The sequence below is a fragment of the Shouchella shacheensis genome (genome assembly GCF_001484965.1).
In the GTDB taxonomy this organism is placed as follows: domain Bacteria; phylum Bacillota; class Bacilli; order Bacillales; family Bacillaceae_D; genus Shouchella; species Shouchella shacheensis.
Map to the genome: position 1 here is coordinate 294,663 of NZ_LLYY01000003.1, position 22,158 is coordinate 316,820.

At 47.9% G+C, this 22,158-nt stretch carries 25 protein-coding genes and 1 other annotated feature; of the genes, 23 read left to right on the plus strand and 2 right to left on the minus strand.

The genetic code is table 11. The annotated features are described in order from the left end of the window. Positions 1-119: 119 nt before the first annotated feature. From AVZ68_RS07595 to AVZ68_RS07645, 11 genes are all read left to right on the plus strand, one after another. Positions 120-884 (plus strand): prepilin peptidase, encoded by a 765-nt coding sequence (locus tag AVZ68_RS07595; protein WP_059103916.1) that lies wholly within the window; start codon positions 120-122, stop codon positions 882-884. A 55-nt stretch (positions 885-939) separates the two neighbouring features. Further along, entirely contained in the window at positions 940-2,100 is a 1,161-nt protein-coding gene (locus tag AVZ68_RS07600) for a hypothetical protein (RefSeq protein WP_059103917.1), read from the plus strand. A 347-nt stretch (positions 2,101-2,447) separates the two neighbouring features. Continuing rightward, complete coding sequence (locus AVZ68_RS07605) at positions 2,448-4,400, plus strand: S9 family peptidase (RefSeq protein WP_059103918.1); 1,953 nt, start codon at positions 2,448-2,450, stop codon at positions 4,398-4,400. Between the two features lie 244 nt (positions 4,401-4,644). After that, positions 4,645-5,226 carry a Maf family protein gene (locus tag AVZ68_RS07610; protein WP_059103919.1) on the plus strand — a complete coding sequence of 194 codons (582 nt, stop codon included), beginning with the start codon at positions 4,645-4,647 and terminating at the stop codon, positions 5,224-5,226. Positions 5,227-5,243: 17 nt separating this feature from the next. Then, positions 5,244-5,930 (plus strand): RadC family protein, encoded by a 687-nt coding sequence (radC, locus tag AVZ68_RS07615; RefSeq protein ID WP_059103920.1) that lies wholly within the window; start codon positions 5,244-5,246, stop codon positions 5,928-5,930. 246 nt (positions 5,931-6,176) lie between these two features. After that, positions 6,177-7,214 carry a rod shape-determining protein gene (locus tag AVZ68_RS07620; RefSeq protein ID WP_059103921.1) on the plus strand — a complete coding sequence of 346 codons (1,038 nt, stop codon included), beginning with the start codon at positions 6,177-6,179 and terminating at the stop codon, positions 7,212-7,214. A gap of 13 nt (positions 7,215-7,227) precedes the next feature. Beyond that, positions 7,228-8,115 (plus strand): rod shape-determining protein MreC, encoded by an 888-nt coding sequence (gene mreC, locus AVZ68_RS07625; RefSeq protein ID WP_059103922.1) that lies wholly within the window; start codon positions 7,228-7,230, stop codon positions 8,113-8,115. Beyond that, positions 8,112-8,636, plus strand: coding sequence for a rod shape-determining protein MreD (mreD, locus tag AVZ68_RS07630; RefSeq protein WP_059103923.1), 525 nt, complete (start codon positions 8,112-8,114; stop codon positions 8,634-8,636). The genes mreC and mreD overlap by 4 nt, the downstream gene beginning before the upstream one ends. Before the next feature lie 84 nt (positions 8,637-8,720). After that, positions 8,721-9,416: a septum site-determining protein MinC gene (gene minC, locus AVZ68_RS07635; RefSeq protein WP_059103924.1), complete on the plus strand. Its 696-nt coding sequence runs from the start codon at positions 8,721-8,723 to the stop codon at positions 9,414-9,416. A 26-nt stretch (positions 9,417-9,442) separates the two neighbouring features. Beyond that, positions 9,443-10,237 carry a septum site-determining protein MinD gene (gene minD / locus AVZ68_RS07640; RefSeq protein ID WP_059103925.1) on the plus strand — a complete coding sequence of 265 codons (795 nt, stop codon included), beginning with the start codon at positions 9,443-9,445 and terminating at the stop codon, positions 10,235-10,237. 146 nt (positions 10,238-10,383) lie between these two features. After that, a complete protein-coding gene (locus AVZ68_RS07645) occupies positions 10,384-10,902 on the plus strand; it encodes a type 1 glutamine amidotransferase domain-containing protein (protein WP_059103926.1) in 519 nt (172 codons plus the stop codon). A 151-nt stretch (positions 10,903-11,053) separates the two neighbouring features. On the opposite strand, the gene AVZ68_RS07650 is transcribed toward AVZ68_RS07645, so the two are convergent. Next, complete coding sequence (locus AVZ68_RS07650) at positions 11,054-11,503, minus strand: cyclic pyranopterin monophosphate synthase MoaC (RefSeq protein ID WP_059103927.1); 450 nt, start codon at positions 11,501-11,503, stop codon at positions 11,054-11,056. A 191-nt stretch (positions 11,504-11,694) separates the two neighbouring features. Here AVZ68_RS07650 and AVZ68_RS07655 point away from each other — a divergent pair, with 191 nt between their 5' ends. After that, positions 11,695-12,249 carry a biotin transporter BioY gene (locus tag AVZ68_RS07655; protein ID WP_082676369.1) on the plus strand — a complete coding sequence of 185 codons (555 nt, stop codon included), beginning with the start codon at positions 11,695-11,697 and terminating at the stop codon, positions 12,247-12,249. Between the two features lie 50 nt (positions 12,250-12,299). On the opposite strand, the gene AVZ68_RS07660 is transcribed toward AVZ68_RS07655, so the two are convergent. Continuing rightward, positions 12,300-13,217: an aldo/keto reductase gene (locus AVZ68_RS07660; protein WP_059103929.1), complete on the minus strand. Its 918-nt coding sequence runs from the start codon at positions 13,215-13,217 to the stop codon at positions 12,300-12,302. Between the two features lie 128 nt (positions 13,218-13,345). Here AVZ68_RS07660 and AVZ68_RS07665 point away from each other — a divergent pair, with 128 nt between their 5' ends. The 11 genes from AVZ68_RS07665 (at position 13,346) to AVZ68_RS07710 (ending at position 21,905) form a co-directional block, all read left to right on the plus strand. Further along, positions 13,346-14,101 carry a M23 family metallopeptidase gene (locus AVZ68_RS07665; protein WP_082676371.1) on the plus strand — a complete coding sequence of 252 codons (756 nt, stop codon included), beginning with the start codon at positions 13,346-13,348 and terminating at the stop codon, positions 14,099-14,101. Continuing rightward, positions 14,094-14,957: a M50 family metallopeptidase gene (locus tag AVZ68_RS07670; RefSeq protein ID WP_059103931.1), complete on the plus strand. Its 864-nt coding sequence runs from the start codon at positions 14,094-14,096 to the stop codon at positions 14,955-14,957. The genes AVZ68_RS07665 and AVZ68_RS07670 overlap by 8 nt, the downstream gene beginning before the upstream one ends. Before the next feature lie 65 nt (positions 14,958-15,022). Then, positions 15,023-16,525, plus strand: a complete 1,503-nt coding sequence (locus AVZ68_RS07675; RefSeq protein ID WP_059103932.1) for an Rne/Rng family ribonuclease — start codon at positions 15,023-15,025, stop codon at positions 16,523-16,525. A gap of 66 nt (positions 16,526-16,591) precedes the next feature. Beyond that, positions 16,592-16,665, plus strand: a sequence feature (ribosomal protein L21 leader region). Positions 16,666-16,677: 12 nt separating this feature from the next. Next, entirely contained in the window at positions 16,678-16,986 is a 309-nt protein-coding gene (rplU, locus tag AVZ68_RS07680) for a 50S ribosomal protein L21 (protein WP_059103933.1), read from the plus strand. A 4-nt stretch (positions 16,987-16,990) separates the two neighbouring features. Further along, complete coding sequence (locus AVZ68_RS07685; protein WP_059103934.1) at positions 16,991-17,326, plus strand: ribosomal-processing cysteine protease Prp; 336 nt, start codon at positions 16,991-16,993, stop codon at positions 17,324-17,326. A 5-nt stretch (positions 17,327-17,331) separates the two neighbouring features. After that, positions 17,332-17,610 (plus strand): 50S ribosomal protein L27, encoded by a 279-nt coding sequence (gene rpmA / locus AVZ68_RS07690; protein ID WP_059103935.1) that lies wholly within the window; start codon positions 17,332-17,334, stop codon positions 17,608-17,610. Between the two features lie 422 nt (positions 17,611-18,032). Then, on the plus strand, positions 18,033-18,314 hold the full coding sequence (locus tag AVZ68_RS07695) for an AbrB/MazE/SpoVT family DNA-binding domain-containing protein (protein WP_059103936.1): 282 nt from the start codon (positions 18,033-18,035) through the stop codon (positions 18,312-18,314). A gap of 288 nt (positions 18,315-18,602) precedes the next feature. Next, entirely contained in the window at positions 18,603-18,761 is a 159-nt protein-coding gene (locus tag AVZ68_RS20160) for a hypothetical protein (protein ID WP_157404601.1), read from the plus strand. A 23-nt stretch (positions 18,762-18,784) separates the two neighbouring features. Then, positions 18,785-19,432 (plus strand): uracil-DNA glycosylase, encoded by a 648-nt coding sequence (locus AVZ68_RS07700; RefSeq protein WP_059103937.1) that lies wholly within the window; start codon positions 18,785-18,787, stop codon positions 19,430-19,432. A gap of 165 nt (positions 19,433-19,597) precedes the next feature. Next, positions 19,598-20,323: a gamma-glutamyl-gamma-aminobutyrate hydrolase family protein gene (locus AVZ68_RS07705; RefSeq protein ID WP_059103938.1), complete on the plus strand. Its 726-nt coding sequence runs from the start codon at positions 19,598-19,600 to the stop codon at positions 20,321-20,323. A gap of 100 nt (positions 20,324-20,423) precedes the next feature. Further along, entirely contained in the window at positions 20,424-21,905 is a 1,482-nt protein-coding gene (locus AVZ68_RS07710; RefSeq protein WP_059103939.1) for an amidase, read from the plus strand. The last annotated feature ends 253 nt before the right edge of the window (positions 21,906-22,158 follow it).

The following is a 22,158-nucleotide window of genomic DNA, read 5'->3' on the forward strand; positions in this document are numbered from 1 at the left end:
TTTGAGGAAAGGCTTTTTTTCTAGCAGGAATTTTGCGGATCATGTCGAATTCAGTTGCTACCTTACGATCTAAGGAGGTCAGAAATGATGTACTTAACCCTGAAAGAGAGCTTTGACGCATGGTGATGATGATCTGGACGCTTTACCTCACACTTGCCGGTAGTATTCTTGGTTCGTTTTACAATGTGGTTGGGGTGCGAGTCCCGTTAAGGCAGCCCTTGCTTTTCACTCGTTCGGCTTGTCCCGCATGTAGACGTAGCTTGAAACCATTAGAGCTCATTCCCGTCCTCTCCTACTTTCTGCAAAAAGGGCGCTGTACTTCCTGTAAGGCCACTATTCCTCTTTTCTACCCAGTGATGGAAATACTCACCGCCTGTCTGTTCGCTTTTAGTCTTCTTACCTTTGGCTTCTCCTATGAGTTCCTCATTGCATTGCTTCTCATTTCTCTCCTTGTAATTGTGGTTGTCTCCGACATTTGCTTTATGCTTATTCCCAACGTGGTGCTCCTTTGCTTTACCTTACCGTTAGTCGCTCTTAGGCTGACGCTTGCTCCTCTCGATCCCTGGTTTGACCCTTTTCTTGGTGCGGTTCTCGTTTTCTCTCTGCTCCTTTTTGTTTCTTCATGGAAAAAAGACAGCCTTGGGGGTGGGGATATTAAGCTGCTCACACTGCTAGGTTTTACTCTAGGTACTCAGCAGGTGCTGCTTGCCATTGCCGCGGCTTCCTTTCTAGGCGCTTTGGTTGGGGGAGTTTTTCTTCTGGCAAGGAAACGCTCGCCTGAAGAACCGTTTCCATTTGCTCCGTTTATCGCTATAGGCACTCTCTTCGTCTATTTCTTTGGGGAGGCCCTCCTTTCGTTTCAGTTGAGCCCTTTTCTGTTCTAGTAAAGAGACAAGCTTCATAGAATAGAGCAAAGCATGTGAAGGGAGTGTCGGCCAGATGCACGAACGTAAGCACACGATGTCGTTTCGATTTGATCCAGAACCAAAGCCATCATCGACGAACCAGGCCGCTGAGGGAACAACGCCGACCAACGAGGAGAAAAGCAAGCCAGCAGAGCAAGAAGTAAAGAAAGAAGAGCTGGAGCTTATCACATGGGACAAGGAGCTATTGGTTACAGATTATAATGAGAGTGAACCCGAGGATAAAGAAACAGAAGAGAAAACCGAACAAAAACCGAACACTGCCTTGCCACCGGAAGCGGATGAGGAAGAAATGGAGGAACATGATTTTTTACCACGCCCTGACCAGTCACGGGATCAAGAAAAGTCGCCTAAAGAACCTTTTCTTAGTCGTGTCCCCGACGTTAAAGCCAAGCAGAAAACACGTAAATTCCAAGCATTATATGAACAGGTTCCCTGGAATGTAGTGACGGCCGTTCTGTCTGCATTGGTCGTCGGAGTAGGCTTAGCTTTTGCGTTTTATACGCTGTTTGTGGGGGCAAATGAAGCAGCAGAGGAACAGGTCACTGAAAACGAGGCGCTGACGGCAAGCAGTGTGGAAGCTGCCTTTCCTACATTGAATGTTGATATTGTACAGGGAGGGGCCTTTGAAACGGTGGAAAGTGGACAGGAGATTGCCGATTCGGTCCAAGAAGCAGGCTTGCCGGCAGTATTAACGAGTGGGGAGGAGCCGTTCTATTTATTTGTCGGCATTGGGAATGACCATTCTCAGGCCCAGGCAATTAGCGAGCGAATTGAGGCAGAAGGACAAGACACGTACGTAAAGACGTATCAAGTGGAAGGAGGGACACCTGAGGAGGGAGGAGAAGCGACAGCAGCCTGGTTTGTACAAGCAGTGGATTATTTTCGTGGCTTAACAGCGGTTGCAGCAAATCAAGCTTCAGGAAACGATGCGGTCATCTCCGAGGCGCAAAAAGAAGAGGTGAGAGCGAATGGAGAGTCACTGCGAGAGCAAAGAGAAGGTGCCTTTGCAGAGCTAAGCGAAGAGGCAAAAGATGCAGCCTTAACGATGAGCGACGCACTTGCCCAAGCGGCCTCTTTGATTGAGCAGGAGGACAACGAGCTTGTTTGGGAGGTGCAGCAACATTTGTTGGATGCAGTGATGGCCTATGAGCAAGCGATGGTTACATCTTCTTAAAGAAATGGTTTTAAAAGTCCAGGAAAAATTTAACTGTCGGATCTTTGTTGACAGATCCGCCTCTTACGTACTTAGAGGGAAGCCGTCTTACCAAGAGGCAGGCCGGTTTGCCGCTTCTGTGCAACCCGCCTGCGCTTTTCGGATTGTCTAGCTCCGGCGGGTAGAAGCTTCGAGATTTTTCGTCCTGACAACGAAATCCAAATTCGGGATTTCTTTTGTCAGGCCTCCAAAATTCTCGCTCCTGACCAACCCGCCTGCGCTTTTCCGGATAAGGAATTGAACAAGTCGTCCCCCAAGGCATTCTCTTTAAAATTCTGTATAATAGGCAGAAGAGGAGGAATGAATACATGGCAAAACGAGCTGTGAAAGCAGAAGATTTGTACAAACTGAAGACGGTTACTGCTCCTGACCTTGCTCCACATGGAGAGCGAGCGCTAGTGGTGGTGACGGAACTTTCGCGTGAGCAGAACGACTACGAAGCTCATATTTATGAAGTCGATGTACATAAGAAACAAAAAGCAACGCCGCTTACGTTTGGCAAAAGCAAAAATATAGCACCGCGCTGGTCGCCGAGTGGAGAGGCATTTGCGTTTCTATCAAACCGGACGGAAAGCATGCAAGTGTTTATGAAAGAAGGCCTGGCGGATGCAAGGCAGGTAACGGACGAAAAAAGAGGCGTCACGGATTTTGATTGGTCGCCAGGCGGAGACAAACTGGCTCTCACTATCCGTACAGGCGAAGGCAAAAAAGAGGAGCAGGAGCTCCCGGTCCCTCTCGTGGTGGACGAGATGAAATACAAGTCCGACGGGCGAGGCTTTCATGACAACAGCACTCAGCAAGTAGTCGTCATCGATGTGGCTTCTGGCAAACGGACACCGCTCACAGACGAACCATACGATGTGACTCCTCTTTGCTGGTCGCCTGATGGAAACAACCTTCTTGTATCTGCGGATGACGCGGAAAACCGGGATTTGTCTTTTACGTCAGATTTGTGGGTTTATTCTCTGGGTGCAAACAAAAAAGAGAAGCTCACGGATGGATCGTTTGTTATTGGACAGGCGGCTTACTGCCCTGATGGAAGCACGATCGCTTTCTTGGGTCATCAGCGTCAGTTTGAGAACGCGACACAGGCGGACCTTTGGCTCTATGATCTGCAAAAGGCAGAGCTCCGCTGCCTGACGGAGAATGTGGATGTTGCTATAGGGGACCTTGGGATTGGTGACTTTCTGCAAAACGTTGGTGGTGCAGGTTTGCGTTGGTCCGAGGACGGCCAGTCGATCTATGCACTCGTTTCTCGTGAGGGTCATGTCAATGTATGGCGTTTCTATCTGAGTGGCGAGGTAGAAGAGATCACGGCGGGTAGCCATCATGTTCACGGATTTTCTTTAAAAAGCGAGGGGACCGGGGTCGTCACGCTAAGTAAGCCCAGTGAGCCAAGTGAGGCCTACGCGCTTTCTCTTCATTCAGGAGAGCTGGCGAAGATAACAGCGGTCAACGAGGAAGTGGTTCAGGAACTTGAACTCAGTTTGCCGGAGGAATTCCGCTTGGAACGAGAGGATGGGAGCGCTGTTTCCGGTTGGATGATGAAACCGGCAGGCTTTGAAGCAGACAAAAAGTACCCGTTTATATTAGAAGTACACGGCGGCCCACACGCAATGTATGCCACAACGTATTTTCACGAGTTCCAATTGCTTTGCGCCAGAGGCTACGGGGTGCTATTCACGAATCCTCGCGGTGGCTTTGGCTACGGACAGAAATTCGTGGACGCTGTGCGCGGGGACTACGGAGGAGGAGATTATCAGGACTTGATGGATGCCCTTGATCAAGCACTTGATCAGTATGAATGGATCGACCGTGATCGACTGGGCCTCACTGGTGGAAGCTACGGTGGATTTATGACGAACTGGGCCGTGGGGCACACGAATCGCTTTAAAGCGGCGGTGACGCAGCGTTCCATTTGCAACTGGGTTAGTTTTTATGGGGTGAGTGACATTGGCTACTATTTTTCAGAGTGGCAAATTCAAGCGAACCTGGATGATATAAAGACGCTCTGGCACCACTCACCGCTTAAGTATGTGGATCAAATCGAGACGCCCCTTCTCATTTTACACGGCGAGAAAGACTTTCGCTGTCCGATTGAACAGGCCGAACAGCTCTACATCGCACTTAAACATAAAGGAAAACAGACACGCTTTATGCGTTTTCCGGAAGCGAACCATGAGCTTTCTAGAAGCGGAAAGCCGAACCTGAGAATGGAGCGTCTTCAAGCGATAGCTGGTTGGTTTGATGAGCATTTGTGATGAATTTCTGATGAAGGCCCGAGAGAGTAGCTCTCTCGGGCTTTGACGTATCGAGAGAAGAGGGCAATCCATTACTTAATATGAGCGCGAAAACTCCGAAAAAAATACAGCATGTTACATTGTACTGTTGATAACCATTCATTCCCCTTCTTTTCTCATTGCTTCCCTCCCACTACCTTGGTATAATGAAAGAGAACCTGTACAATAAAGGGCATAACTACTTTATTGATGAGGTGACCACAGCATGACTTCTTTTCTTTTAGCTTCCACTTCCCCGAGGCGCCAAGATTTTCTTACCCAATGTTATTTTCAATTTGAAATTGTACCAGCCGATGTCGACGAATCGTATGATGATACACTTCCTGTGAGTGACATTGTCTGTGCCCTTGCCAGAAAAAAAGCGACGGCTGTCTCTAGTCTCCACCCTGAAGCCGTAGTGCTTGGAGCGGATACCGTTGTTGCATTTGATGGGAGTATTCTTGGCAAACCGTCAACGAATCAGGAGGCGGAGACCATGCTGATGCGCCTTTCTGGAAAAACACACAGCGTCTATACAGGTGTATCAATTCAAAGAGGCGCTAAAGAGACATTGTTCTTTGACAAAACCAATGTAAAAATGCGCTTGCTCACGCAAGCGGAAATTGCCATGTATCTCGCTTCAGGAGAGGCGCTTGATAAAGCTGGTGGATACGGAATTCAAAGCTTCGGCGCGATGTTGGTGGAAGCGATAGAGGGGGATTTCTACACGGTCGCCGGCTTGCCTCTGGCGCGAACCATTCAGGCTCTTTCCGCTTACGGTGTGTACCCAACTGTTTTGAAAAAATGAGAATGGGGGCGGCTTAAATGGCTATGCTAATTCGTGATGTTCCAAATTCAGAACGACCACGTGAACGCCTGCAACGAGAGGGGGCACGCGCACTTTCCAACCAGGAGATTGTGGCCATTCTTTTGCGCACAGGCACAAGGGAGCAATCTGCACTGGGCCTGGCGGGAACGGTGTTAAGTCAGTTTCAAACGTTAACTAAACTTAAGGAAGCATCGCTTCATGAACTGCGCGCGGTGAGCGGAATTGGGCTTGCCAAGGCGGTGGAGCTGTCTGCGGCGATGGAACTTGGCAGGCGCGTTCATGCGGAGCAAAACGGAGAGAGAATGGTGATCCACTCTCCAGAGGATGCGGCGAATGTGGTTATGGACGAATTGCGTACACTTACGCAAGAACATTTTGTCGCGCTTTACTTGAACACGAAGAATCATGTTATGAAACAGCACACACTTTTTATTGGCAGTTTAAATGCGAGCATTGTCCATCCTCGTGAGGTTTTCAAAGAAGCGCTTCGTTATTCCTCGGCTTCCGTTATCTGCCTTCACAACCATCCAAGCGGCGACCCGACCCCAAGCAAAGAAGATATCCAGGTCACAAAAAGACTTGGGGAGGCTGGAAAAGTGTTAGGCATACCGCTACTTGACCACGTGATTATTGGGGATCGAAGGTTTATTAGCCTCAAAGAGAGAGGCTTTTTGAACGAATAACGCCACATTCCCTCAATCGAAAGTCCGAATTTATGTCTCGGGGAACTTTAAGGCTATTTTTTTTGGGTATTATTCGATATAATCAAGGGTATGGGTTTTGATTTTCAATTGATGGATTTGCTACTTACCGTAGTAGGTAGAAAACAACACACGAACCTACGTGTATTAAGGGAGGCATTCTGCTATTTTATTGTAGGATCAGCGGGTCCTCTTCGGATCCCCTGTATTGGGTAGCAGTGTACATAGATGTTTGGAAGTAAAGATATTGGGATTGATTTAGGTACGGCAAATACACTGGTTTATACAAAAGGGAAAGGCATTGTTTTGCGAGAACCCTCGGTTGTTGCGCTTCGTACAGACACGAATTCGATTGAAGCAGTCGGGAATGACGCTAAGAATATGATTGGACGTACGCCGGGAAATATTGTCGCGGTCCGGCCGATGAAAGACGGCGTGATTGCTGATTTTGATACAACGGCAACCATGATTAAGTATTTCATTCAACAAGCAATGAAAAACGGCTCGATGTTTTCTCGAAAACCAGCGGTAATGGTCTGCGTTCCATCAGGCATTACGGCTGTCGAGAAGCGCGCGGTAGAAGACGCGACCAAACAAGCTGGGGCAAAGGAAGCCTACACACTGGAAGAACCATTTGCAGCAGCGATTGGGGCGAACTTGCCGGTATGGGAACCGACAGGAAGCATGGTGGTTGATATTGGAGGAGGAACGACAGAAGTAGCGATTATCTCTCTTGGGGGGATCGTAACCAGTCAGTCGATCCGCGTAGCGGGTGACGAGATGGACGATGCTATCATTCAGTATGTCAAGAAGAAATACAATTTAATGATAGGCGAACGAACGGCAGAAGCGTTGAAGCTAGAAATTGGTTCAGCCGACGCCCTTGAAGAGAGCTCAGAAGAGATGGATATCCGCGGTCGTGATTTGGTGAGTGGCCTGCCGAAAACCATTAGCGTTACAGCATCGGAAGTGAAGGGGGCGCTTGCTGACACGGTTGAAACGATTATTGAAGCGGTCAAGAATACGCTTGAGCAATCCCCTCCTGAGCTTGCGGCTGATATTATGGATCGTGGCATTGTCTTAACAGGCGGTGGGGCGCTGCTTAGAAACCTGGATAAAGTGCTAAGTGATGAGACGAACATGCCTGTCATCGTTGCGGAAGAACCCCTGGACTGCGTAGCCATTGGGACAGGACGTGCACTTGAAAATATTCATTTGTTTCGTTCCAAAGCTGGTATTACATCTCGGTCAGACCGAAAATCGTAAGAAGGTGGGTTAAATGCCGTCGTTTTTCTCGAATAAAAAACTAATTATTTTACTTGTAAGCTTCATTATATTAGTGGCACTTATCGGCTACTCGATGAGTGAACGAAACGTAACAGGCCCTGAGCGTGTGACGCGGGATGCGGTAGGTTGGGTACAGAACGTGGTGTCCAGACCTGCTCATTTCGTGGGTGGCATCTATGAAAATGTCCAAGAGATTCTCAATGTCTATGAGGAGAATGAATTGCTTCGCTCGCGCCTTGAGGAGTATGCACAAGTCTCTGTCGAGCGCAACCAGCTTGCAGCGGATAATGCCAACCTTCTGGAGATGCTTGATTTAGAGGAATCGTTAAACGACTATTCCGTCCTGTCATCTGTCGTGATTCATCGTTCTCCAGATGCGTGGGAACAGTATGTTGGCTTAAATCGGGGGGGACAGGATGACGTTACAGAAGACATGGCGGTCGTTGACTCTCAGGGAGGCCTTGTTGGAAAGGTTACCGGGGTGAGCGAATTCACCTCGTACGCTCAGCTCTTAAGCGACAACGACCCTACGAATCGCGTCTCTGCCGAGGTGACGTATGAGGATGATGCTGATCAGTCAGTCGTTGGTTTTATCGAAGGGTACGACAACGATGAAGGTCATTTGATTATGCGTAAAGTGGACATTGATGCTGAAATTGAAGAAGGACAAATGGTTACAACTTCAGGGCTTGGGGATGTCTATCCTGCAGGGCTTCTCATTGGAGAAGTGGCCGAAGTAGAGATGGATGAATACGGCTTATCGCAAAACGTCTACCTGGAGCCAGTGGCTGATTTCGCCGCTCTAGATTATGTATATATCGTAGAGCGAGATGTGGCGGCGATGGATCCAGCCCTTCTTGAAGAGGAGGACGAGTCGTGAGCCGGATCTATTTCGCGAGCGTTCTTTTTGTTCTCCTCGTCTTAGAGGGGTCCCTAGTTCAATACCTTTTGCAAAACAACCTATCCGACGATTTGCTCGTCATTCCTCGCTTTCTCATCGTGATAATTGTCATGATCGGGATTTTTGTTAATCGTCATCAAGGACTAGCGTTCGGTTTTGCATTTGGATTACTGTATGATGTGGTGTATACGAATTTTCTCGGCGTATACACGTTTGGCTTTGCTTTCTTAGGTTACGCTCTGGGGTTTTCGGTAAAGTCTATTCAGGATTCGGCGCTCTGGCCCGTGCTTCTTTCTTTCCTTGGTGTGTTGCTCTTTGAGTACTACCAGTACGGGATGTTTCTTGCGATTGGTGTGACGGAACTTTCGGGGGGCGAGTTTTTTTCAACGCGATTGCTGCCAACGCTTCTCTTAAATAGCGCTTTTGCGATTTTGTTCGTGCTTCCTTTTCGAAAGCTAGCTCAGCACGTTAATCACCAGGCAAGTATTCGTCAACGCTAGTGTAAAGAAGGGATTTTATCTAGCGTGTGGAATTATAACAAGTAAAGACCTAGCAAGGGTCAGTCTGTCAGAGGTGAACGATTCATGACGCAAACAAAAACGTGCGTGACCATAAAAGGAACAAAAGACGGATTGACGTTTCTTCTCGATGATCGTTGTTCGTTTGATAGTCTGATAGTGGAATTAAAAGAAAAGCTCTCGTCCAGCTACTACAAAGGTTCAGACAATGACCCGTCTGTACGAGTAAAAGTAGACGTTGGGGCAAGATATCTTGATAGTCGCGATAAGGAAGAGCTAGAGAACATCATTACGAATGAGCGAAATCTAGCGATTGAGCAATTTGATACAAGCGTGGTTTCAAAGGAAGAAGCCCAGCACTACTCTCAAGAAGCGGAAACGACCACACTTACTAGAATGGTTCGCTCCGGACAAGTAGTGAAGGTTCGTGGCGATGCGTTGCTCGTTGGGGATATTAATCCTGGGGGTCTGCTTATGGCAACGGGGAATATTTTTGTGATGGGGGCGTTAAAGGGACGAGCCCATGCTGGTTGTGAGGGGAATGAAAAGGTGTTTATCAGTGCCTCGCTCATGGCCCCCTCACAGCTACAGATTGCGGATGTTTTCCTAGTGTTTGCTGACATTGAACATGAGGAGGCTTTTATGGAAGCGGCGTTTTTAGACACGGAACAGCGGGAGTTACGTCTTGAGCGTATTCAGCGACTAATGGATGCGCGTCCGGAGCTAAAAGAAGCGGAAGAACCAGTTACGGTTGAAAGGTAATCGTGGATAAGAAGGGGGAAATGAGCGTGGGAGAGGCGATTGTCATTACAAGTGGTAAGGGCGGGGTTGGGAAGACAACCACCTCGGCAAATATCGGCACAGCCCTTGCTCTTTCGGGTAAGAAAGTCTGTTTGATTGATGCAGACATTGGCCTGCGTAACCTCGATGTTGTCATGGGGCTTGAAAACCGCATCATTTATGATCTAGTCGATGTTATTGAGGGGCGCTGTAAATTAAGACAGGCGCTCATTAAAGACAAGCGCTTTGAATGTTTATTCTTGCTGCCAGCGGCTCAAACGAAGGATAAAACGTCGATTGAACCGGAACAAATGAAGGACATTGTTGGTGAACTGAAGCAGGAGTATGACTATGTGTTGATTGATTGTCCAGCTGGAATTGAGCATGGTTTTCGCAATGCTGTTGCCGGAGCAGACAAGGCGATTGTTGTGACAACACCAGAAGTATCGGCCGTGCGCGATGCTGATCGAATTATCGGCCTTCTTGAGCAAGAAAATGTAGAGCGCCCTCGGTTGGTCGTGAACCGTATTCGCACCCGAATGGTCCAAAACGGTGAAATGTTGGACGTGGAAGAAATTACTTCCATCCTAGCGATTGACCTCCTTGGCATTGTTATTGATGACGAGGAAGTGATTAAGCATTCCAATAAAGGGGAGCCGATTGCCCTCCATACGTCAAGCAAAGCATCGATTGCCTATCGCAATATCGGGCGCCGCATTCTTGGCGAGACGGTTCCGCTCATGGCGATCGAAGAGAAACAAGGGATGTTTGCGAAAATCAAACGACTATTTGGCGTTAGATAACAAAAAGAAAGAAGCCGCTGCGGTGGTTTCTTTTTTTTGAATGAAATCTTTAGGGAATCTTCTTTATTCCGTGAGGTCAGTGTTTAATAAAAAAATCTTGAGGGTATACCGTAAATAGACGCGATGATGGAAAGGATGATAGAGTCATGGGCAAAAAGATTGCAGTCGTTATTACAGACATGTTTGAAGATGTGGAGTATACAGATCCAGCAAAGCATTTGAAGGATGGTGGGCACGAGCTTGTGACGATTGAAAAAGAAAGCGGTCAAACGGTCACAGGCAAACAAGGAGAAGCAAGTGTGACGATTGATAAGGGCATTGACGATGTCAAGCCGGGTCAATTTGACGCACTCTTTATCCCGGGCGGGTTCTCCCCAGACATCCTTCGGGGGGACGATCGTTTTGTTGACTTCGTGAAAGACTTCGCCGACAATGGGAAGCCGATTTTGGCGATTTGCCATGGACCTCAGCTTCTCATTAATGCGGACGTGCTTAAAGGGCGAACTGTCACTGGTGTGAAACCAATTGTTCCGGATCTTCAGAACGCCGGTGCAACAGTGAAAGATGTAGAGGTTGTCGTTTGCCAAAACAATCTTGTTACCAGTCGCACGCCTGATGACCTTCCAGCGTTCAACCGCGAATCTCTAAAAGTTCTTGAAGGCTAGTAGAAAAGCGGAGGCGGGTCGACCAGAAGCGAGAATGTTGGAAGGCCTGACTAAGAATCTGGATCTTGGATTTCGTGTCAGGAGTGAAAAATCTCGAGCTTCTACCCGCCGGATTAGGAAAAAGCGAGCCAACGTTGGCTCGCTTTTTGTATTATCCACGTTTTCTAGAAAGGTAGGTAGGGCCGATGACCATGCTAGGATGTTCTTCTTTGCATATGTCAAAGACAGTTAGAGCCGTCGCAGAGACGCAGGCGAGTGCTTCGCTTTCTACGCTTTCCGCATGTTTTGCTTTTACATCAGCTTCTATTAATAACTCCCATATTCCAGAGCCTACTTTCCAGCTGAATTCGATATTGATCGTGGTTAGTTGTTTGGTATGCAAGTAAGGCAAAAGGGTGGAAGCATTCTTAGCAGCAAGTGTTCCAGCAGCTTTAGCCGAATGAAGAACCTGAGCATTGCTTAGAGGGCCGCGCTGTAAGCTTTCATAGAGCTCAGGACTTATTTCAAGGCTCGATTTCGCAATTGCCTGTTGATTTACAGAATTCCTTCCAGAAACATCTTTCAGCTTTGAGAAGTGCCCGTACTCTTTCTTCTGCACCATTATCCATGCCCTCGTTTCTCCACCCAAATTCCACCTGCTTCTTTCCATAATAATAAAGGATTCGCTTTCATCAAGTCAACTGTCACTCCTTTATAGCTTTTAATGTTAACTTATTTTAATTTTAGGTTGACAGTGGAGGAGAGAGTCCTTATAGTATAAGAAATAGTTCATAGAATTGGAGCGAGCAGACAATGAAGCTAAGAGACATGTTAATGATTTCAATGATGGCTGCGATTACGGGTGTATTAGGTTTTTTCCCCCCGATTCCAGTGCCTGTCATTCCTATTCCAATTGTCGTACAATCGATTGCACCTTTTCTTGCTGGGTCGATCCTAGGCGCCCGTAAAGGCGCGGCGTCGATGGCCTTATTTGTTGCTTTAATAGCGGTCGGAGCTCCCTTGCTTTCAGGGATGCGCGGAGGGGCTGGGCATCTTGTTGGTCCATCGGGCGGGTATATACTTGGCTACATACTTAGTGCTTTCTTGATTGGATTATTAATTGCGAAAGCAGGAAAGCCAACCATATGGAAGCTGGGTCTCGCTAATGCTGTTGGCGGAGCCGTTATTCTTTTAAGCGGGGCGACGTACCTGTCTTTCGTTTCTGACATCGGTTGGACGCAAGCAGTGGCTGCAAATGCCGTCTTTGTTCCAGGAGATCTTGCCAAAGTGGTCGTTGCCTCAGCGGTTGCCCTGCGTGTTCGCAAAGCCCTTGCTCCAGAGGAGGAACCCCTCAGGCAAGCGGCTTAGTAAGTCATTCTGATAAAACGAGTCTCCTCATAATAGAGGAAGACTCGTTTTTATGTGCGATGCTGTTCATAGACATCGGCTTTTGTGACCCGCTTCAGCCAGTCAATCTCTTGTAAGTCAAGAGGATCTGCTTCGACAGAGGCGATGTTTTGCTTCATTTGCTCGGGCTTGCTCGCTCCAGCGACAACGGCAGCGACTGGGGCGTGATGGAGGTCATACTGGAAGGCTATTTCTGTGAGCGAATGATCCTTCCCGTATTTGCCTACGAGCAAATCCCGAAATTGATTGAGCTCATTGCTCGTGTAGTTTAGATAGCCGTCTTTAGCTGAAGGGACTGTTTGAAGGGGGCGGTCGCTAATCAATCCCTTTGCGACAGAGCCGCGTGCGACCACGCTAACACTGTGTTGTTGTAAGTAATCGAACCATTCTTCCGGCCTACGGTCAAGAAGGCTATATTGCATCATGACGGAAACAATTGAGGATTTCTCTACGTACTGGCGAATAACATTTGGGCGAATGGAAGAAATTCCGTATTCACGTATAACGCCTTCCTGCTTGAGTTCTTCAAAAGCTTCAATCGTCTCATCAATCGAATCGTCAATCGTCCCCCCGTGAAGCTGATAAAGGTCGATGTAGTCCGTTTTTAATCGACGCAGACTGTCTTTAACAGCCCCTTGAATATGCGCTTTGGAAGGATCCCACTCCCAGCCTTCTTTGCCTTTTTTAAATCGATTTCCAGCCTTGGTGGCAAGAATGATTTGATCTCGCTTTCCTTTCAATGCTTCTCCAATCAATGATTCATTTTCACCAAAGTCGTACAAGTCCGCTGTGTCAATATAGTTAACGCCGGAGTCAAGGGCCTGGTCTATAATGATTTTGGCATACTGTCGATCTGTGCCTAGGGACATCCCCCCAAGTCCAAGTACGCTCACGTTTAAATCCGAATTTCCCAACTGTCTTTTTTCCACTGTACACACTCCTAACTCTAGCGTAATTTCTTATCTTTTCCCGATTTCCTTTCATTTTAACCTGAATACTGAATAAGCACCACGGACAAGTCATATGATGGTACAAAACGTACGGGGGGTAGACAGGTGTGCCAAATCATAAAGAGAATCTACGTAAGCAGCTAGCGGATAGAAGACGAAAGCATCGAATGAGTTCATCAAAGCCTCAGTTGAAGCCTGGGAGAGCCGCTTCCATGAACGAAAAGGAAATAGAACCGAGGGAAGCAAAAAAGCCTGTAAAAATAAACACGTTTGTGCTGCAAGTCTTGACGGCAGGGTGCCTATTTTTTTCAATTGGGCTTGTGTATAAGAGTGATCTCGCAAGCTTGCGGCCTGTCCAAGCGTTCGTCGACCGCTCATTTGAAGAGCATTTTCAATTTGCAGCCGTTTCAGAGTGGTACGAGCGTCAATTCGGCAATCCACTCGCACTGCTACCGACAAACACGGAGGAGACCGAGGAAAGCAGTGAGGAACTCGATTCGACGAACTACGCGGCGCCAGCAGCAGGGACGATTCGTACAGGGTTTGAAGAGGATGGTAGGGGAGTCCTACTTGAGACAGGAGCAGAAGAGGAAGTAAAGGCGGTTAAGGGAGGGTATGTGATTCGAGTAACGAGTGATGAGGAGTCTGAAGTTGGAAACCTGATTGAGCTCCAGCATCCAGATGGCACGACCTCCATTTACGGCATGCTTGATGATGTCGCCGTCAATTTATACGATACAATTTCTTCAGGAGAGACGGTCGGAACCGTAACAGCGGATGGGGATGATTCTGGAAGTTTTTATTTCGCGCTCAAGCAGGGCGATTCTTACATCGATCCAAGTGAAGTGATGTCATTTGAATAAATGGCTTTCATGCGTAAGTGTTCTTCGTATCCATCCACTTTTCTGGGTGGTTCTCGGTGGAGGTGTACTGACGGGTCGTTTTCGTGAGGTTTTGCTCGTTTTTTTGATTGTGCTCATCCATGAGCTGGGGCACGCCTTTGCAGCGGTAGCGCTTGGCTGGAACGTTAAAAAAATAGAGCTTCTGCCCTTCGGAGGCGTGGCTGAAACCGAGGAGGGCGCAGCAACGAAGCCAATCAAAGAAGAGCTTTTGATTACGCTTGCCGGGCCCGCGCAGCATGTATGGCTAATGGGGCTTTCCTATTTTCTTGCTGGGCAAGCTTTTTGGAGTCAGGACGATCATCGACTGTTCCTTATGCACAACCTAACCATTCTTTGCTTTAACCTTATTCCCATTTTCCCGCTTGACGGTGGCAGGCTTGTGCAACTGGCCTGTCATTCACGGTGGCCGTACAAGAGGGCGATGCAAGTAGCTAGTCAAATTTCGTTTAGCGTGCTAACAGCTGCTATTCTTTCGTTGCCGCTCCTTCCGTTTCATTTGAATTTGTACGCAGTTTTAACCTTCTTAGTGATCAGCAATTACTTAGAACAGAGGCAGAGTAAGTACCGATTCATTCGCTTTTTAACCGCAAGACACACACTGGAATCCGAGGCTCCTCTTCAAACCATCCCACTTCATGGGTCGATAACGGTGCGTGAAGCTGTTCACTATTTAAAACGAAGCTACTCCCATCATTTTACGATTGGCCATGGGGATAAAAGGGTTGTTCTTAAAGAATCGACGCTTTTGGCCGCTTACTTTGAGGGAGGTGCTATGCAGGAACCACTGTCCACGTTGATCGATAAGCGAAAGCACTGATGGTTTGTTTCTTTGGGCAGCTTAACGTACAATAGTCCCAGAAAGATGGATAGGGAGCGTACGTCATGAAAAGAAGCATTTATATTAACAGAAGTCTCAGCACACGTCGAGCAGTGATCGTAGAAGAACGGCACGTCGTCGAGGCGCTCCATGAAGATGTTTCAAACGAACAGATTGTTGGCAACGTCTACAAAGGGCGTGTGGAACGTGTCCTACCTGGTATGCAAGCAGCGTTTGTCGATATTGGTGGCGAAAAGAATGGCTTTCTTTACCGGGATGAGCTGCTTTCTTTTCAAATAGATCCGGATCCTGAGAAAGAGAAAAGCGAAAAAAGCATTTCGATCTACGTGCAGCAGGGCGAAGAAGTGCTTGTTCAGGTGACAAAAGAAGCACGCGGAGAAAAAGGCCCCCGACTTACTGGAGTCATTGCCCTTCCAGGACGCTATGCCGTCTACATGCCCACCGCAGGGTATGTAGCCATTTCTAAGCGAATGTCAAATGAACAGATACGGGAGTTCTGGCGAGCGGAAGCCAAAAAAATTGTAGAGAAGGAAGAAGGGCTGATTATCCGCACCTCCGCGGAAAGTGCTCAGGTTGAGCAAATCAAGCAGGACATCCATATTTCACGAACGCTCTGGCAGAGGAAAAGGAAGGAGGCGAAGGAACAAAAAGTGCCTTCTCTCGTTTATTCTGCCCAAAGTTTACTTGAGGAGTTGGTGGGGAGTTTTGCCGACGGTGACATTGATGAATGGATCGTTGATCATCTTGAGGATTACATGCTCCTTAAAGACTTGCTAAGAGAAACGCCAGCGTTCCGAGCACTTTCGCTTTATAGGGCCAGTGAGAACTTGTTTGTGCATAAGCAAGTGGAGCACGAACTGGAGAAAGCCTTGCGTCGTCGGATTTGGATGAAGAATGGTGCCTTTCTTGTTTTTGATGAAACCGAGGCATTGTCCGTTATCGACGTCAACACAGGAAAATTTACGGGCTCACAGAATTTGCGGGATACCGTGCTGAGGACAAATCATTTGGCTGCAAAGGAAATCGCACGCCAGATTCGACTGCGCAACATGAGCGGAATGATCCTCATTGATTTTATTGATATGAAACAGGAAGAGGATCAGCGAAAGGTTCAACAGGCCTTGGAAGCAGGACTCAAAAGAGACCGCGTCCATACGAATGTTCGCGGCTTTACGAAGCTAGGTCTCTTGGAAATGACACGAAAAAAAGTACGCTTGCCGCTGAACATGGCTTTATCGAAGCCCTGTCCAATGTGTGCGATGAAAGGAACGGTTAAATCAAATAAAGAGCAGGCCTATTCTCTTGAACGTTCGCTGTGGGAGCATATGGACAGTGAAGTTGAGGCCGTGGTACTTGAGGTTCACCCCGATGTTTGGCAAACCTTGCTCGTGGAAGCAGATCAATCAATTGACGGTGCGCTAGGGTTCCAGATATTTACGAAATTAAATGCAAGCATGCCGTGGACCATTCCTTATGCGTTTCGCTATATTGGAAGTCGTCAAGAAGCGGAAGGGGTATATTCACGCATATCCGGCGAACACCCGTAAAATGCGTATTGACAAGGCATTTGCGCCTATGCTATTATGTAGGTTGTTAGTGAATTGGAGCACCCAATGAACTTACAACCGCGCGGCTTAGGTTGAAATGAGCTGTTGCTCTACCTATAATGGCGAGTCTTATGTTATGAGGAGGTGCAGAAGTGTACGCAATTATTGAAACAGGTGGCAAACAAATTAAAGTTGAAGAAGGCCAAGAAATCTATATCGAGAAATTGGATGCAGAAGCAGGGGACGAGGTTAGCTTTGATAAGGTTCTTTTCGTTGGGGGCGATTCAGCGAAAGTTGGTTCTCCTTTTGTAGAAGGTGCAACGGTTACAGGGACTGTTGACAAACATGGCCGTAACAAGAAAATCATCGTTTACAAAATGAAACCGAAGAAAAACTACCGTCGTAAGCAAGGCCACCGCCAACCTTACACAAAAGTAACCATCGGCAAAATCAACGGGTAATCCGGTGATACATGTGTTAGTTACACGTGATTCACGCGGGATCACTGGTTTTACGATGGATGGGCATGCAGAGGCTGGCCCGTACGGACATGATATTGTCTGCGCAGGGGCATCCGCTGTCTCTATTGGAGCAGTGAATGCCATTCATGCGTTGTGTGATGTGAATGTTGTGGCTGAATCAGCAACAGATGGTGGTCATCTTGAATGCCAGGTGCCCGCTGGTCTCGATTCTGTCAGCTATGAGAAGGTTCAGCTGTTGCTTGAAGGCATGAGGGTTTCCTTAGAGTCAATTGCTGAATCCTATAATGAGTTTATTACTGTTGAAATAGATAGGAGGTGACTTCCATGTTGAAAATGGACCTTCAATTTTTCGCATCGAAAAAAGGGGTAGGTAGTACAAAGAACGGACGTGACTCACGTTCTAAACGTCTTGGGGCTAAGCGTTCAGATGGACAATCGGTAACAGGCGGTTCCATCCTAGTTCGTCAACGCGGCACACGCGTCTACGCTGGAACCAATGTAGGTAAAGGCGGCGACGATACGTTGTTTGCTAAAGTCGACGGCGTTGTGAAGTACGAGCGCGTAGGACGCGACCGTAAGCAAGTAAGCGTGTACCCTGCTTAATAGAAAAGCGGAGGCGGGTCGTACAGAAGCGAGGATTTTGGAAGGCCTGTACTAGAAATCCCGATTTTGGATTTCAGGGCAGGACTGAAAAATCCCGAGCTTCTACCCGCCGCAGCTGGACAAAGAAAAGCGGAGGCGGGTCGCTCAGAAGCGAAAAACCTCAAGCTTTCCCCTGTAGCATGATATAAAGGGAGAAGCACGTACCCAGAGCCATAAATCTGAGTGCGTGCTTTTTCTGTACATAGAAATAGCATTAAAATGTAATCATAAAGAACTATAATAGATTACAAATTATGGAGCCCTTGTCATACTTAACACTAGTTTTAGCAATAAGACTATTAAAAAATAGCCAAATGAAGTAAAATGCAGGTAGCATTAGCAAAGAGAATAATGAAAAAACGATTAAGGAGATGTGATTTATTATGAAATCAACTGGAATTGTACGTAAGCTGGATCAGTTAGGGCGTATTGTCATCCCTAAAGAGCTTCGTAATATGCTAAATATTGAAATTAAGGCGCCGCTTGCGATCCTTGTGGACGGGGATCAGATTATTCTTGAAAAATACCAACCCTATAAAGCATGCGTGGTTACAGGGGAGAGCTCTGATGACAATATTTCACTTGCGGATGGAAACATTGTCCTTAGTCGTGAGGGCGCCGAGCAAATCATGAACGAGCTTCAACATTATGTGGAATCCAAATAGTATAGGGATGATCACCATTGGGTCTTTGCCAATGGTTTTTTTGTGTCTAGAATCTAGTATCTTTTCGTCTGTAAGGACAAATTAACAAGAGCAAAGCAGGGGCTTAGCGAAAAGAATCGCTTACAATTCCTGCGGATGAACATTGAAAGCAGTGAACCCATTGCTGTTTTCCTGTCTACGATTGCAAGCCAGACGTTTATAAATGATAAATCCGCGTATACTATTTAAGTAGAACCACGAAACGAACACGGACGACCCTAGACGTGTGAACGGGAAAAGAGGATGTAGATGCAATCTTTTTTAACACAGGAGGAGAACGCTTCTATTCAGTCACTGCAAAAGAAGTTTGCTTGTGCAACAACGGAAAAAGAAATGAAGCAGTGCGTAACAGAAATGGCGCTTTTAGAAGAAAAGGCGCGCTTACGCAGTGAGAGTGACCATTTTTAATTTATACTTTGTAGGTGAAGACGATGATTTCAAGTAAGCTAATGGTGGAAGTGAAAAAACGGATGGAGCCCTACCCATGCGAGGGCTTCTTGCTTGGAGGAGGCGACGAGAAGGCCTCTGTCCTTTTTGTGGGGGAGGCGCCAGGTCGTGATGAAGTGATGACTGGCAAGCCTTTCACAGGAAAAGCAGGACAAATACTAGATACATATTTTCATAGACTTAACCTCCAAAGGGACGACGTCTATATCTCGAGCACTGTCCGCAGCAGACCATACAAAACCGACAAAAAAAGCGCGCAGAAGCCGATCGAAAAAAGAGGCAACAGGAAACCGACGCAGGCGGAAATCATTGCACACGCTCCGCTATTGGATGCTCAAATCGAGGCGATTGCTCCAAAGGTGATTGTGACGCTTGGCGGCGTGGCGCTTCATCGTCTCGTCGGTCCTGACGCCAAAATCAGTATCATCCACGGGCGACCGTTTTGTACTCAAATTCGAATGCTGAAGCACTGGGATGATAAGCGATTGTCGAGAGGGGAGCAGTGGCACATAGTCTTCCCGACCTTTCATCCAGCCTCAGTTTTTTACAATCCGTCTTTGAAACAGGAGATCGCAGGAGACATGCAGCAGTTACGAAAACTTCTGCAAGTTGAGGGCATCTACGAGTCGTAGCCCATTGCCGTCCACTCTTGCTGACCTACTCATATAGACCGCTGATGTCGACATGGTTCAAAAGAATTCATTAACTTTCTAAGAAGATCATAAGGCTGGCATCTGCACAGGACGAACACGCGAGGAATAGTGTGTAGGGAATGAGCAAAAGGGGGCAAACACCTTATGAGCATTGCAAGAATTGGCATCAGTTCGTCGGTTCAAGGGGAAGAACGGCTCTCCACCTCGCTCGATAATATATCTGCCGTCACTCAGGCGGAGGGGCTTCCGTTTGTTTTGCCAAACGTCGGGGTCAGTCAGGCGTGTGCCTACGCGGAGCAGCTTGACGGCTTGTACGTAACCGGAGGAGGCGACATTGATCCAAACTTATTCGACGAGGACCCTCATCCAAAGTTAGGAGAGATTACTCCGGAGAGGGACCGATTTGAAATCGCCATCATCCGGGCATTTTTGCAAAGAAACAAGCCCATTCTAGCCGTTTGTCGCGGCGTGCAAATTCTTAATATTGCTGCCGGTGGTGACATGTATCAAGATATTTATGCCCAGTCAGAAGAGGAGAAACAAATGCTTCAGCATATGCAGCGAGCTCCGAGAAATCATCGAAGCCATGCGATACTTCTTACACCTAGTTCGAAACTAGCGGAACTTACCGGCGTGACGGACGGGTATGTTAACAGCTTTCATCACCAAGCCGTGCGTGAGCTAGCTCCGGGATTTGAGGCAACTGCATGGGCGAGCGATGGGACGATTGAAGCGATTGAATCCATGGATCATGCCTTTGTTGTCGGTGTCCAGTGGCATCCAGAAAATCTGCTGCAAGCCAAGGACGGAATGGCGAAGCGGCTTTTCTTATCATTCGTGCAAGCGTGTAGGAAGCCAAATGTAGGATAACCGCGTATAGTACAAATAAGAAGTAAGAAATCACAAGCCTTAGTGAAGTGCACTAGGGCAAGAAATCTCAGGACAAGCTACATACAGAAAGGAGCTGCCAATGGATACAAGATCCTACCAATCCTATGACGCTACAGGTCTTGCGGATCTTTTGAATAAAAGAGAAGTCCATGCGACAGAGCTGGTGGATGCCGCCAACAAGCGAATCGAGGAAACGGCTTCACTTCATGCAGTCGTCGCCAGAAGAGAAAAGGAAGCTTGGCAAGAAGCGAAGGCCTTTGATGACCAAAGGACTCCTTTTGCGGGTGTTCCATTCTTGTTAAAAGACGCGTCTCATGCGTTAAAAGGAGCGCCGCTTACTTCTGGATCGGCTCTCTTTCGTCATCAGCTCGCAGAGGCGACTAACCACTACACCGCCCGGTTGCAGAAGGCAGGTTTTACGATGCTAGGACACACGAATGCGCCAGAGTTTGGGCTGAAGAATATTACGGAGCCAAAGCTGCACGGGCCGTGTCGCAATCCATGGAATCCCGCTTATTCTCCAGGTGGCTCAAGTGGGGGAGCGGCGGCTGCCGTTGCTAGCGGTGTCGTGCCAGTAGCGGGGGCGAGTGATGGTGGAGGCTCGATCCGTATTCCGGCTTCTTTTACAGGTCTTTTTGGGTTAAAACCGACGCGGGGACGCACGCCAGTGGGCCCTGGAGTCGGACGGCAGTGGCAAGGAGCGGCGATTGACTTTGCGCTCTCAAAGTCGGTGCGTGATAGCGCAGCACTCCTTGACGTGTTGCAAGTTATTCAGCCTGCTGCAGCCTTTCAAACACCGCTGTTTGAGGGGAGTTATGTAGATGCGTCCCGGGAGCCGCTTGCAAAAGGGCTGCGAATTGCCTTTTCGGTAGAGTCCCCTGTAGGTACTCCAGTGAGCGATGAAGCGAAGGAAGCGGTGAGAAAGCTTGCTCGCTGGCTAGAGGAGCAGGGACATAATGTTGAGGAAAAAAGGCCAAATATTGATGGCGTTGCTTTAATGAGACAATACTACCTCATGAATTCTGGGGAAATGGCCAGCTTACTTGAGAAGCTTGAAGAAGGCCTCGGTCACAAACTATCCGCTGATGATTTTGAAACCGAGTCGTGGGTGCTTGCCCAGGCAGGGAAAAAAGTGAGTGCTGCTACCTATGCGCGGAGTTTGTCCGCTTGGGATGCCGCTGCTGCCAAGATGAGCGCCTTCCACGAGCGGTATGATTTCTACATTACCCCCGCCACCGCATCAGGAGCACCGGAAGTTGGCGAATTAACGCCAAACGCCGAGGTGGAGGCGTCATTAAAGGAAGTCGTGGAAACGGTCTCTGCTACTGAGCAGCAGGAACTTATTTATGAAATGTTTTTGCCGAGCTTATCATACACGCCATTTACGCAGCTGGCGAACCTTACTGGTCAGCCGGCGATGTCGATGCCTTTGCATTTAACGCAAGCAGGAATGCCACTCGGTGTACATGTAATGGCGCAAAAGGGCGAGGAGCACCGGCTCTTACAGCTGGCGCATGCGTGTGAGGAGAGCGATTTCTGGCAACCACTTCCATTCTTTTAACAAATGCGTTAGGTCAGATGTAGAGTCTAATAGGCAGCCGAGGTAGGACAAGCGGCCCTTAAGGTCCTGCCGTTTACAGTCCAAGCAAAGTGCAGCAATGATAAAGATTAAAAAAGACCAGAGTACAGCATGACTCCGGTCTTTTTTGGTTTAAAGGAACCTGTCAGTTCCTACATTCAAAAGGCGCCTAAACGACAAGGGGAGCCTCCGAACGCCAAAATCGAGTGCTGAAAACGCCGAGATTCAGTGTTCG